The following is a 13,657-nucleotide window of genomic DNA, read 5'->3' on the forward strand; positions in this document are numbered from 1 at the left end:
GCCCATTTTCGCCAGTTCCCATCGGTGAGCCGTGATGGGCCGGAATGGTCCGGGTGGGGGAGTAGCCAAGCAGTAGTGGACTTCGTTGCACGCCCATTGCTGACGCTGCATTGCTGGAAGAACGAGCAATTGCGGCGGAACGGCATAACTGTGGGCTGTTGTCAGTTGAAGTGAGAGTTTCCACCCAAAGGCCTGGTCGGCATATAGGAGAGACCGTCCAGGACCCCGAGTTCTATTTCTTTGTCGAGGGCAGGGCTGCCAGGTGCATGTGGTTCCCGACAGTCGCCCCTGCAGGCAAGGACACCGAAGGATGGGGTTTCAGTGGCGATTGCCGGCGCAAACCCGAGAAGGCAAGAGACGATCAGTGCTCCGTTGATAATGGTTTTCGCAATCATTGAATAAGTTCCCCTCGGATGAGCCATCGTGTACTACTGTAGTCAAATTCTGCCGACATCGGTGCCATACGCAAGTTGACGGTCACTTACGTTGCCAAACCGTTGAACACCGAGTCACGGGCCATGTTGCGTTGCATCGCGGTGTAGGGGGGGGCCCGCGTCATTATCGGATGATCACGACAGGGCACGGGGCGTGCTGGGCGCATTGGGTGCTTACCGAACCTAGCAATAGACCTGTGAACCCGCCACGGCCGCGGGAACCCACGACCAGCAGGTCGGCGTCGCGTGCCGCCGCGGTCAGCGCCCGCACCGGGGATGCCTCCTCGACGACGCGCTCCACGGCGTCGGCGTCAGCTCCCAACGCTGCACGAACAGCGGTCTGAGATAACTGCTCGGCCTCCTGCTGCAACGCGCCATGGGCGGCTTGGGCGGCGAGGTGGGCGATCTCGCCGCCCTGGAAAGGAAACGTCCAAGCATAGACGGCCCGCACCACCGCCCCGCGCAGGCGCGCTTCATCCAGGGCCCAACGCAGCGCCTTGCCGGATGCGGGGGGAGCCGTCGATTCCAACGACGATGGCGGCCATAGCACCTCAATTCGTTTTGTTTCGTCTTGTTCGGTTAATGATGCCGGGTGGGGTAGACAAGTGTCCGACTGTTCGGTGCCACCCCATGGCTTTGGTGCTCGCCTCGTGTCCGTGGCGGGTGTAATCATGAGCCACTGTGACGAGGTGTCAACACGCCCTCTGTAGTCGATTGGTGAAGACACATCGACCGCGCTGCCCTCCCGCGCCTTCACCACCCTCCTACCGCTCGCGGCCAAGCGCTGCCATGTCAACCCACCACTCCGACACGATGTCCGTATCAGTCCGGCTGTTCTGGGGAGCGGTGAACCGGTCCGTGCGGTGCGGCGCAATGCTCGTCGCGGCCCTGACCGCCGGCTGCGGCCGCGCCCGCGTGGTCGACCTGCAAGGTGGTGTGGTCGAGGTGATACTCGGCGAGCAGGAGGTTTTCAATGGCATCTCGCGTAGCGTGGCAGTCGACATCGCCGACCAGCACGTGCGCCGACAGCGACAACTGACCCGACGTAATTTGCCAAACGTGCAGATCGTGCACCTCAATGACTGTGTCGATGGCAGCGATGCGCTGCCCGATGACCCTCGGATCCGCCTCAGCAGGGGCCGCTTCTAAAAAGATGCGGCCCGACTCGCGCACCAGCGTCCACCCGGCGCGCGCCATCAACGCCGCTACCAGCAGCGCGGCGATTGCGTCCGCACGGGCAAATCCAGTGACCCACACCACCGCACCAGCGATCGCGGTTCCGATAAACGCATACAGGTCGTTGAGAATGTGTTGGAACGCCCCCCTGGACGTTGAGGCTGCTGCGGTTGGCGCGGCTAATACTCCACGCCGCCGCAATATTGATCACGATCCCCACCAGGGCGGTGAACAGCACCAACGGTCCCGAGAACCTGTGGTGGGTCGATCAACCGGCGCACCGATTCGTAGACAAACCAGACCGCCAGCAGCAACAACGTGATCCCGTTGGCCTGCGCCGAGAGAATCTCCACCCGTTTGAAACCGTAGGTGTATCGGCCCTCGGCGGGCCGCGCGGCCAGCCGGATGGCCACCAAGGCCAGCACAATCGAGCCCGCATCGGTGAGCATGTGGCCGGCGTCGGAGATCAACGCCAACGAATGCGCCAGCACACCGACGACCACCTCGGCGGCCATGAACCCGACAATCAACACCAACGCGATGGCCAGCCACCGCCGATCCGCGTCCGCGGACACCTCATGGCTGTGAACGTGCCCGTCCTCATGTCCCACGCTGCAGAACCCTCCACCCGTTCGGCTCGTTCGCGTCTGCCACCGTGGTGGCGTTGCGTCTGGTCACGGGGAGGACGCGACAGATTTCGGATCACGAACCCCCGATACAAACATTAGCTCATATGCATGTGCGAATACTAGGAGTCCTCGCCGTCGTTCCAGTCCCGCGCCGAGCTCGCTACGCCTGCCGCCGGCCGCGCGACTCGACATTGACTCCCTGACTAGTCAAACTCCGGATCGGCCGGGCACCCCGGCGCGGCATTGCGGCCATCCGAGGGATATCGCCGTGGGCTTGGCCTCAGAAAGAAGGCAGACCGGTCCGAATCGGACAACGTTGTCGAGGACCAGACGGCGATTCCCCTCGATCATGCCGTAGTCGGCGTGTCCTGCGACGTTACCGGCGTCGGTCTCAGAATGCCGAATCCCGTTGCGCAACGGCTGCGGATGCATGTTTAGCTGCTCGGCGCCGCCGCCGGGTCACCGGCCTGGGATTCGACTACCGATATATCCACAACGCACGTCCCGATTCATCGGCACCGACACGCTCACGCGACTCGGCCACGCACTTGCCCGTTCCCACCGAGACGTCGGCTTGTATTGTTCTCCGATTTGCAGGATCAAGCCTCCCTCGCGACTTCCGCGAAAGCGGGAAGCCGGGCGCTGCCGATGCCGTTAGCCGATGGTCGCTGGTGGTACCACCGTCAGGCGGGGCATGAACCGGGGGATCAGGGCCGACGGTATTGCCCATGTTGCCTCCGGTGCGCTCGGCCGTGCCCGCCAGCGGCGCGCCCAGCAGGCTGGGCGGATCGCTTCCCGTGGCTGCCGGGGCGGCACCCGAACTGATCTCGGGCAGTGTCGCCGCCGCGGGGCTGACCGCCGGCGCCGCCGCGACCCAGGTCTGCGGCACCGACAACGCACCGACCGCGGCCGCGCGACCCACCCCCGCTGAACCCGCTGCTCCGCTCAGTCCTGCCGAGCCAAAGGACCCCAGTGCGCCCGGACCGAGCCCGCTGGCCAGGCCCGATCCCGAAGCCGTATCGGTGGCCGCGCTAATCCCCGGCATCAACGACTTCACCTGGTTCGCATTCGAGAGCAGCGCACTGGAAATCTACCCGATCCGGCTTGTATTGGACAAGACCGGATTGACGGTACTCAGCGACGAACCCAGCGACGCCAGCGACGGTGTGGACCCGGTGGACGATGCGGACGACAGCGGCGAGGCGAGCTGCTGCAGCGCCGTGGGCACCGTGGCGATCACCTGGGACAGGACCGCCTGGGTGTTGGTGCTGGCGGCGGTGCCGGTGGCTTGGGCGACCGCGGCGCCTTGCGCGGCCAGCCCGGCCGGGTTGGTAGTGGGCTGCGGCGGGCTGAACGGGGTCAATGTCGCAGCACTCGCCGAGGCGCCGGCGTAGCCATACATCGCGGCGGCATCTTGGGCCCACATCGCCGCGTAGTGGGCTTCGGTGGCCGCGATCGCCGGCGTGTTTTGCCCGAGCATGTTGGTGGCGATCAGCGACGTCAGCAGGCTGCGGTTGGCCGCGATCGCCGGCGCCGGCACCGTCATCGCAAATGCCGCCTCATAGGCGGTGGCCGCGGCCCTGGCCTGGGTGCCCGTCTGTTCAGCCGGGGCGGCGGTGGTGGTCATCCACGCCACGTAGGGGGCGGCCGCAGCGGCCATTGACACCGACGCCGGTCCCAGCCACGGCCCACCGGTCAGACCTGCGATCACCGAGCGGTAGAAGCTGGCCGCGGAACCCAATTCGGCGGCCAGCCCGTCCCAGGCCGCCGCAGCGGCCAGCATCGACCCCGAGCCGGGACCGGCATACATTCGCGCGGAGTTGAGCTCCGGCGGTAGCGCCCCGAAATCCATTGCTGCACTTCTCCTTAGCCCGCTGCGGCCGCGTTGGCGGCCTCGGTGGCCGCATACGCGCCAGCACTGGCGCCCATCGCGACAGTGAATTGGTCATGCATCGCCGCGGCGTGGGCGCTGACCTCCTGGTAGAGGCTCGCGTGCGCGGCGAACTGCGTCGCGGTCAGCGCCGACACCGCGTCAGGTGTCTCTGGCAGGAGCTGCGGGAGGGCCGTCTGTTGCGCTTGGAGGCGCAGTGGTCACCGTAGAGACGGATGTCGATCGAGTCGAGCGCAGGTTGGCCGCGGGTGAGTTGAGCTGCCCGGCGTGTGGTGGGGTGCTGGCGGGTTGGGGGCGGGCCAGGCCGCGAGAGCTTCGAGGTGCGGACGGGCCGGTGTGGTTGTGTCCTCGCCGGTCGCGGTGCACCGGCTGTGGGGTGACGCATGTGTTGTTGCCTTTGACGGTGCTGCTGCGCCGCGCCGATGTGGGTGCGGTGATCGTGGCGGCGTTGGTGGCCAGGGCGGTGCGCCGGGTGGGTTTTCGTCGGATCGCCGCCGAGCTGTCGCGCCCGCCGGAGACGGTGCGGGGCTGGCTGCGTCGCTTCGGTGCGCGGGCCGAAGCGGTGCGGTCGGTGTTCACGGTGTGGCTGCGTGCGGTGGATGCCGACCCGGTTATGCCTGAGGCTGCCGGGGGCGGGTTCGCAGACGCGATGACGGCGATCGCCGCGCTCGCCGCGGCCATTGGGCGCCGGTTCGTGGTGTCTGAGGTGTCGCTGGCCGAGGCCGCGGTGGCGGTGTCAGGTGGGCGGTTGTTGGCGCCGGGCTGGCCCGAGAGGCCAGTGCAACACGAGTCGACCCTGCCGCTGGTGCCGATCACGCCGTAAACCTTTCCGCTGTCATGTGTTTGAAAAGACAGCTAAGGGAGGACCGCCGGTGGTCGGGGATGATGAGGTGAAGGTGCGGGCCGAGCGGGCCCGGGCGATCGGGCTTTTCCGGTACCAGTTGATCCGGGAGGCCGCCGATGCGGCGCATTCCACTAAACAACGCGGCAAGATGGTGCGCGAGCTGGCATCGCGCGAGCACACCGACCCGTTCGGGCAGCGGGTGCGCATCAGCCGCCAGAGTATTGATCGCTGGATCCGCGACTGGCGTGCCGGCGGGTTCGACGCGCTGGTGCCCAACGCGCGTCAGTGCACCCCGCGCACCCCGGCCGAGGTGCTGGAGCTGGCGGTGGCACTGCGGCGGGAGAATCCGCAGCGCACCGCCGCGGCGATCCGCCGGATCCTGCGGACCCAGCTGGGCTGGGCACCCGACGAACGCACCCTGCAACGCAACTTCCACCGGCTCGGCCTCACCGTCGCAACGGCCGGGTCGGCGCCGGTGTTCGGGCGGTTCGAGGCCGAACACCCCCACGACCTGTGGACTGGGGATGCGTTGCACGGCATACGAATTGCTGCCCGCAAGACGTACTTGTTCGCGTTTTTGGACGATCATTCCCGCTGCTGCCCGGCTACCGGTGGGGCTATGCCGGGGACACGGTGCGACTGGCCGCCGCGCTGCGCCCAGCGCTGGCCTCCCGCGGTGTCCCCAAGGCGATCTACGTCGACCGCGGCTCAGCGTTCGTCGATGCGTGGCTGTTACGCGCGTGCGCTAAACTTGGTGTGCGCCTTGTTCATTCGACGCCATACCGGCCGGAGGGCCGGGGCAAGATAGAACGGTTTTTCAGGACCGTGCGCGATCAGTTTTTGGTTGAGATCACCGGCGAACCCGACACTATCGGCCGCCATCATGTGACCGACCTGGACGAGTTGAATCGGCTTCTCGCGGCCTGGACCGAAACGGTCTATCACCGCACGATCCATTCCGAAACCGGGCAAACCCCGCTGCAGCGCTGGTGCGCCCCTGGGCCGGTCGCCCTGCCCGCCCCCGAAGCGCTCACCGAGGCGTTCCTGTGGGAGGCGCACCGGCGCGTGAGCAAGACCGCCACCGTGGCACTACAAGGCAATTCCTATGAAGTCGACCCGGCACTGGTCGGACGCAAGGTCGAGTTGGTGTTCGACCCGTTCGACCTGACCCGCATCGAGGTCCGCCTGGCGGGCGTGCCGATGGGGCTGGCGATCCCGCACCACATCAGCCGCCATTCCCATCCCAAGGCCAAACCCGAAACCCCCACCGCGCCAACCCAACCGTCCGGGATCGACTACGCGCAGCTGATCGAGACCGCGCACGCGGCCGAACTGGCCCGCGGCGTCAACTACGCCGCCCTCACCGCAGCCGCCGAGGCCAGCGGGGAGATCCCCGGACAGCTCGACCTGCTCACCGGCCAGGAGGCCCAACCGAAATGATGCCCAACCTGATCTCCTACTTTGGCTTTTCCCGCACGCCTTTTGGCCGCGATCTGGCCCGGGGATGTTGCACCGCCACAGCGCCCACAACGAAGCAGTCGCCCGCATCGGCTGGTGCATCGCCGAACGGCGCATCGGTGTGATCACCGGCGAAGTCGGCGCAGGCAAGACCGTGGCCGTGCGTGCCGCGCTGGCCGCCCTGGACCGCAGCCGCCACAGCATCATCTACCTGCCCGACCCCACCGTCGGCGTGCGCGGCATCCACCACCGCATCGTCGCCTCCCTGGGCGGCCAACCCCTGACCCACCACGCCACCCTGGCTCCCCAAGCCGCCGACGCACTGGCCGCCGAACACGCCGAAAGGGGAAGAGTCGCCACCGTCGTGGTCGAGGAGGCCCACCTCCTCGGCCACGACCAATTAGAGGCCATCCGCTTGCTCACCAACCACGATCTCGATTCGTCGAGCCCGTTCGCCTGCCTGCTCGTCGGCCAACCCACCCTGCGGTGGCGGATGAAACTCGGCGTGCTCTCCGCGCTCGACCAGCGCATCGGGCTGCGCTACACGATGCCGCCCATGACCGACAAAGAAACCACCAGCTACCTACGCCACCACCTCAAGCTGGCCGGACGCGACGACACACTGTTCTCCGACGACGCCGTCGGCTTGATCCACCAGACCAGCCGCGGCTACCCCCGCGCGGTCAACAACCTCGCACTCCAAGCCCTCGTCGCCGCGTTCGGCGCCAACAAAGCCATCGTCGACGAATCCTCCACCCGCACCGCCGTCGCCGAAGTCACGGCAGACTAGACACCAACCCGACACCCTGAACACCACCGACCCCGCCGGACATCGCCCGGCGGGGTCATTTCATGCCCCCACATCCTCACCGCCAACGCCGCCATCATGCTCATGCTGAATGCCGGGCAACACTATTGCCGCACCACCAATACGTGTGCACCAAACACCGCTACTGGATCGGGCCACCGGATGCCGGCCAGCCAGCCACCCCACGTTAAGCGGCAGGCTTGGCCGACGGCCGGCGGCTCGGTTCTTGTCTCATGGTGCGATCCTGATAATGCCTGGCGGCATGGGTCGCGTGGGCGACGGCTCCGCCGGGCCGCGACCGCCGTTGGCGCCACCACCGCCGCCGCCGCCACCGCTGCCGGCGCCGTCGCCACCGACGCCACCACCGCCAGCAGCACCCCCGGCTGAGGAGCAACAACGGGAGGTTCCACCTGTTGTGGTGGGGGCGGCTCCTGGGGTGGAGGTGGGGCTCCTGGGGTGGAGGTGGGGGCTCCTGGGGTGGAGGTGGGGGCTCCTGCGGCGGAAACGGCGGCTGCTGAGGCACAGGCGGCGGCTGCTGCTTTGGTGGCTGCGACGGCGCGGGCGCCCGTGGTGGTATGAGGATGTTCGCCGGTGGCGCCGGAATCTGCGGCGGCTTCGGCGCGATCGTCTCCCCTGCGGGAATGGCTTCGATCAGCGGAGCGAGCACATCGCTAGGCGCGTTGCAGTCCGATCGGTCGCCCCAGTTGTGGCTCGCAACGATGACGCCGCCGACGATCGAGTGCGGTAGCCGCACCGCACTGGTGGGTGTGCGTTGCTGCCATGCCGCCTGGGTGTTGATCATGTCCGAAACCGGCGGTCGGTCCCACAAATCGCAGTCCGAGGTGATTACGTTGTGCGTGTACGTAGCGAACAGGTGTGTGGGTTCATGTATTCGCGGAACGCGAGTAGCGCTGAAAGAAGCGATTTTGTCCTGGTGGAACGGGCAGTAGACCTGCACGGCCGCAGTGACGAAGCGGGAGAAGGTGCGCGTGAGGCGGTCACGAGGGTATCGGCGCAGGCTCGGGTCATTGTTGACCGCAAAGGTCGTCATCGACTCGACGACTCCATCCACCGGCATACCGCCGTCGAGCCGGCCACAAACTTGATGGGCTGTGGCGATCAGGCTTGGCGCGTTCGCGAGGGCGGGTATGCCATGTTGATCAAGCAATGCCAGAAACTGGTCGTCCTGGTTCGGGTCGGCCGCTGCTGGGCTGCCGCCCAGGATTGCGGCGCCGATGAGTATCACGGTGGCGGTAGCCATGGCTCCCGCGCGGCTAGCGGTGCCGGTGAACATGACAGTGGTTTCCGTTCTCTAAGGCCGTCGGGTTCGCGTGGTGATTGGTCGCACTGTGACGGTCAGCGCGGCGCCAGCCGCCAGGTTGAGGACTGCAAGCACGCCTCGGCGTCGAAGATCTGTCATCATTTCCTGATCGCTTTCCGCAGGCGCGCAATCCAGCGGTTAAAGCTGGTTGAGGCGGGTCGCGGGCACCAGGAGCAGGCGAAATGAGTGTCGCGGTGTGTCTGGTGCTGTGTCGCTTCGCAGTCGCGCCGCTTCGGGCCTCGGGTGCTGATGCGCTTGACTCGAACGGGCACTGTGCCGCAGTTAGGGGCCTCGACGAGCGGGCACAGCACGCCCTCAATCGCGGCCTTGCAGGCCTGGCAACAGATTTCGGATACCGAAACGACCACTATGCTCACCGCGATTACCTCCGATGCTGGCCGCGCCCTATGGCCGCCACCTAACACCAAATCAAGTGTTATCCTTCCAGTACGCTGGAAGGTCAAGGAGTGTTACATGCGCATTGGCGAGCTGGCGAAACTCGCCAACACCAGCACCAAGACCATTCGCTTCTACGAGGATTCGGGCCTGCTGCCGCAACCCCCACGCCGCGCATCCGGGTATCGCGACTATGGACCCGAGATCGTGGATCGGCTCCAGTTTATCCGTCGCGGCCAAGCGGCCGGACTGACCCTGCAAAAGGTGCGCCAGGTCTTGGCGATCCACGATCGTGGCGAGGTGCCGTGCGGGCACGTTCGGCAGGTCCTCAACACCCGCCTCGACCAGGTCCGAGCGCAGATCGCCGAACTCGTCGCCCTCGAAGGCCACCTGCAAACCCTTCTCGACCGCGCATCGCGTGAAGCGGCCACCGAACACGACGATTCCACGGTCTGCTGGATTTTAGAATCCGACTCCGACGCGCCCGCCGCCAGCGAGTTCAGCGACTCCCACGACCCAAACCGGCCATGTGCCACGTAGCGGACGGTACGTCACGTGTATCGAGCTGAGTAGCGAAAGCTGTTCGCTCCCAAGCTATTCAGCTACGGCCGGCCGGGGCCCTCGGGCGGATTGTCCTGGCACGACTTTAAAGCCCGTTTCGGCACGCAGTGATCCCCCGGTGGGGCTCCTCACAACTCCAGTCCCTGGCTTCGCTTTGAGCGGATCACACAGCCCACCCTCACCGGGGATGGCAGGAGGGGCCCCGGCTTTACGGTTCGGCGCCCCTCGAGTCCAGGCCTTGGCCGGGCGCCCTGTGCACGACAATGCTCGCCGTGACCGGCATCACCAATAAGAGCCTGCGCGCCTTGATGACCGGACTGCTCGGCGGCATGACCTACACCATGAACCAAGCCAGCTACGACCTGGCCCGCCTTAGCCTTGCCTTAGCCTGCCTTACTAAGAATCGCTACCGGCTCACCGGCGACGGGCTGCGTACGCGATCGTCTACACCAAAAGCCACGATCGCCTACTAGCGAAGCACGGCAGACGTTGTGAGCGCGGCGATCGGAGTCGTGCGGGACAAGACCTCCGATCAGGCTAAGAGTCAATAGGCGGCAGCGACTTTGGCGTGGGCTATCGCAAAGGATCGGTTGCGATAGACCCATTGGCGTTGGTGACAGCGTGACGGATCCCCGCAGGTCGCGGGCTATCGAAGCTCGTCACGAAAACACGCTCACGCAACGCCTCGCGCGAGACGGGATTCGATAGAGTCCGACCGGGGGCCAAGATCGGATACGCGCGGGTGTCTAGCGCAGACCAGAACCCGCAGCTGCAACTCGACGCCCTCGACGGGGCCGGCTGCCTGAAGGTCTACACCGACCACGCCAACGGACTGGTCGACACCACCACCGCCCACGGCGCCCTAGTCTTCGGCATGTTCGCCCTGATGGCCGAATACGAAGCCGCACTGATCCAGGAACGCACCCACGCCGGCTTGGCCGCGGCCCGCGCCCGCGGGCGACGAGGGGGTCGCACCCCCAAGATGACACCGGCCCTGATCGGCAAGGCTCAACGGATGTATGACTCCCGCCAATTCACCATGGCCGAGATCGCCGCATCCTGCTCGGTCAGCCCCATGACGATCTACCGCCACATCCGCACCGATCAATCTGCGACGAAACCAGTTGATGCGTAAAAGTTTTCGCGTCTTCTAGGCAGCCGCGTCGACCGTCTGCGGGAACGCCTTGACCTCGTCGAAGGCACTCCCTTGTTGCAGGCAATGGTAGAGCTGACCCAGGAGCTTGTTGAACAGGTGCCGGTTTGGCCGCGGCATGCCGGTCACCGTGTTCTCGGCGACGTCGGTAGTGCAGGCGGGCGGGTTCGCAAGTGCGTGGCGGCGGCGAACGCCCAGACCCACCCGGTGTTGGCCAACCGGTCGTTCTTGATGCGACGGTGACTGATGCAGATGGAGCGCCCCGAGGCGCGGGTAACCGGCGCGGATCCGGCGTAAGCCTTCAACGCCCGGGCATCGACGAACCGGCCCCGGTCATCGCCGATCTCGGCAAGCACCCGGGCGCCAGTGGAGTCAGCCAGACCCGGGAAGCTGGTGATCACGGCGTAGTCCGGATGCTGCTGAAAGGCCTCGGCAGCGGCCTGACCAAGGTCCATGACACTCGCGCAGGCGGTGTTCAGCGCCGCCAGCAGCGCCAGAGTCTGGCGTCCCATCGCCGTCTCAACCACAAGTGGTTGGCGCAGTTGAGGTTTGCGCAGCGCTGCCTTGAGCTCGACTGCGGTCGGGTCGATGTTGCGGCTGCGACCGGCCCGGCGCAGTGCCGCCGCGATCCGGCTCACCGACAGCTTGGCCGCGGCCGCCGGTGTCGGCGCGATCCCCAGCACGGCGCGGACCTCCGGGCTGCTGATTCCCAGGGCGAACCGATCCGTGAACACGGCCAGGAAGGTGGGATAGAACTCCCGCAGCACCGACCGTAATTGGTGGTGCGCCTTGGTCCGTGCCCAGATCGCGTCCTGATGGGCGCGGGCCAGGACCGCTATGGCCTGGCACAGTTCACTGTCCTTGGGCAGCTGGCGGTGCAGATGGGCATCGACACGCAAGATGTGGGCCAGGGTCATGGCATCGGCGTGATCGGACTTCGACCGTGCCACCGAGTGACGCTCTCGGTAGCGGGCCACCGCGAGCGGGTTGATCGCGTACACCGCCCGACCGGTCGCGCGCAGCGCACTGACCAGCAGTCCGCGCGGGGTTTCGATTGCCACCGGAATGGGGTCTTCGGCCCCGTCGCCGGCGGCGGTGAGCACCTCGACGAGCTCGGCGAACCCGGCCGGATCATCGGTGATGCGTTTCTTGGCCACCAAGTGACCGTCGGCGTCGATGATGGCGACGTCGTGGGGTGATGTCCCAGGAGCGGTGTAAAAGGGGCGTCACGTAGGCTCCCTGTTTTGCGTTGGTGATTTTATGCGATCGCTGACGAATTGGATGCCGCCACGGCGAGCATGTCTTGGTCTTACTTAGACTGCCTCAATGCTCACTGACGCCGGTTTCGGATTGCCGGTCGAATCCGTTGCAGCAGTTGGAAGTCCCGTCGGTGGCAAGTCGACCGTTGTGTCCGACAGACCGTGCATCCGATCACCCCGGCGCGATGGAAAGGAATCACCGGAATCATCGAGGTTTTAACCCTGTGCTGCTGATGGCTCGTGAATAGATACTCGATCGGACCGCCCACTCCTCGAACGGGAGGACATCTTGACCACGCGACCAGCCCCCGCCGTCAACTGCACCTCGCTGGGTTTTTCTCGGCTGGCACGTGGACCCACGCCCACGGTGCGTATAGCGCGTGGAAGCACGAATGCTTTTCAGCGGTGAGTATTACAAAGCGGGATCGCTCGGGACGTTGAACGCAAGTCTGATTTGCTGTTTTTGCTGACGTTTGGCGATCGAAGACAGTTACGGTGGGGATCTTCAGACCGGCGTCGGCCTGGGCGGTCAAGGCGCGACGCCCTGGAACCGACCATAAGAAAGGTAACAATGGCTCGCGGCGACCGGCCAGATTGGGTTTGGGCGCGACGGTTTCCACGACGTACTACCCGCCCTACCACGTCGCGCGGATCTTCGCGGACGCTGGACCATCTGTCGGATGGCTGGGGTCTCAATGTGGTGACGTCGCTTAACGACTCGGAGGCGCGCAATTTCGGGGTCGACAAGCACCTAGAATGATATCTACTGACCGTGCCGGGATTCACGAGTTCCTTGAGGTCGTGAAGAAGCTGTGGAACTCCTGGGGCGACGATGCCTGCTGCTGGACAAGGCGGGCGGGCGTTTGCCGACCCGGGAAAAGGTCCAATACGTTGGGCACCAGGGCCGGCCGTCGGTTCGCGGCCCGTTGCAGGTCAGTCCCCAGGTCACCGCAGGGCGAGCCGGTTATCCTGCAGGCGGGATTGTCATCATGCGGTCGGCTTCTGCCGGCGGTGGGCCGAAGCGGTGTTTAGTATCTCGCCGAATCTGGACATCATGCGTGCGACCTATCAGGACCTCAAGGCGAATGTCGCCGCCGCTGGCCGCGATCCGGACCAGACGAAGGTTTTCACGGCGATCATGCCGGTCCTCGGAGAGACTGCGGCCATCGCCCGAGACCGGCTGGAATACATCAACTCGCTGGTGCATCCTGAGGTCGGTCTGTCATCTTGCCAGAGTCATAGCGGATTGATCTCTCGGCGTATCCGCTGTTGGACACCGGGTACGCCGATACGTGGCCGACCTTGGTGACCGGCATGTGCCGACCATAGATAAGCCTGGGCGACCGCTGGCGGCAAAGCGACTTGTCGCTCGGGGAACTGGGACATGATACGGGACCGAACGTCGGGTCTGCGCCGCAGTGGGCGGACAACAGCCGAGCACATCGCCGAGCAACTCGTCAGCCATTCGAGGCTGCGCCGCAGACGGGTTCATCATCTCTGCGGCCTATCTGCCCGGCGTCTACGACGAGTTCGTTGATCAGGTGGCCGTTGCTGCAGGAGCGCGGCGCTCCACCGAGTACGAGGGAACTACCTTGCGCGAGCATCTCGGGTTGAGCCGCCCCACCGGTAGGAGCGTGCAATGACCACGACTCCGGTCGAGCGTGATGTCCTGGCCTACAGTAACCGCCCGGTTCCCAATGCGCTGCTGACCGCCTTGGAAGGGGGCT

Annotated in this window: 5 protein-coding genes and 7 pseudogenes; 6 read left to right on the forward strand and 6 right to left on the reverse strand. The window is 65.7% G+C overall.

Translation table 11 applies throughout. The features are described from left to right. Positions 1-558 precede the first annotated feature (558 nt). From L6444_RS12465 to L6444_RS12480, 4 genes and pseudogenes are all read right to left on the reverse strand, one after another. Entirely contained in the window at positions 559-984 is a 426-nt protein-coding gene (locus tag L6444_RS12465) for a universal stress protein (protein WP_236982961.1), read from the reverse strand. Between the two features lie 272 nt (positions 985-1,256). Next, a pseudogene (locus L6444_RS12470) lies at positions 1,257-2,185 on the reverse strand (cation diffusion facilitator family transporter). A 532-nt stretch (positions 2,186-2,717) separates the two neighbouring features. Continuing rightward, a pseudogene (locus tag L6444_RS12475) lies at positions 2,718-4,091 on the reverse strand (PPE family protein). Between the two features lie 14 nt (positions 4,092-4,105). Then, a pseudogene (locus L6444_RS12480) lies at positions 4,106-4,433 on the reverse strand (PE family protein). Between L6444_RS12480 and L6444_RS12485 the strand changes: the two are divergent. The 3 genes and pseudogenes from L6444_RS12485 to L6444_RS12495 all read left to right on the forward strand — a co-directional run bounded on the left by L6444_RS12485 (position 4,327) and on the right by L6444_RS12495 (position 7,222). After that, positions 4,327-4,953 carry a hypothetical protein gene (locus L6444_RS12485; RefSeq protein WP_236982963.1) on the forward strand — a complete coding sequence of 209 codons (627 nt, stop codon included), beginning with the start codon at positions 4,327-4,329 and terminating at the stop codon, positions 4,951-4,953. The pseudogene L6444_RS12480 and the gene L6444_RS12485 overlap by 107 nt on opposite strands. Positions 4,954-5,002: 49 nt before the next feature. Then, positions 5,003-6,414 (forward strand): annotated as a pseudogene (locus tag L6444_RS12490) (DDE-type integrase/transposase/recombinase). Beyond that, a pseudogene (locus L6444_RS12495) lies at positions 6,411-7,222 on the forward strand (ExeA family protein). Before L6444_RS12490 ends, L6444_RS12495 begins: the two co-directional pseudogenes overlap by 4 nt. Positions 7,223-7,471: 249 nt before the next feature. Here L6444_RS12495 and L6444_RS12500 read toward each other — a convergent pair. Further along, a pseudogene (locus tag L6444_RS12500) lies at positions 7,472-8,534 on the reverse strand (DUF732 domain-containing protein). Positions 8,535-9,035: 501 nt separating this feature from the next. On the opposite strand from L6444_RS12500, the gene L6444_RS12505 reads away from it, so the two are divergent. The 3 genes from L6444_RS12505 (at position 9,036) to L6444_RS12515 (ending at position 10,653) form a co-directional block, all read left to right on the forward strand. Continuing rightward, complete coding sequence (locus L6444_RS12505) at positions 9,036-9,497, forward strand: heavy metal-responsive transcriptional regulator (RefSeq protein ID WP_236984060.1); 462 nt, start codon at positions 9,036-9,038, stop codon at positions 9,495-9,497. A 293-nt stretch (positions 9,498-9,790) separates the two neighbouring features. After that, positions 9,791-9,991, forward strand: a complete 201-nt coding sequence (locus tag L6444_RS12510) for a hypothetical protein (RefSeq protein ID WP_236982965.1) — start codon at positions 9,791-9,793, stop codon at positions 9,989-9,991. Positions 9,992-10,260: 269 nt separating this feature from the next. Further along, on the forward strand, positions 10,261-10,653 hold the full coding sequence (locus tag L6444_RS12515; protein WP_236982967.1) for a recombinase family protein: 393 nt from the start codon (positions 10,261-10,263) through the stop codon (positions 10,651-10,653). Positions 10,654-10,668: 15 nt separating this feature from the next. Here the strand turns inward: L6444_RS12515 and L6444_RS12520 are convergent. Next, positions 10,669-11,852: pseudogene (locus L6444_RS12520) on the reverse strand (IS110 family RNA-guided transposase). Positions 11,853-13,657 lie beyond the last annotated feature (1,805 nt).

Source organism: Mycobacterium kiyosense (assembly GCA_021654635.1).
Classification (GTDB): Bacteria; Actinomycetota; Actinomycetes; order Mycobacteriales; family Mycobacteriaceae; genus Mycobacterium; species Mycobacterium kiyosense.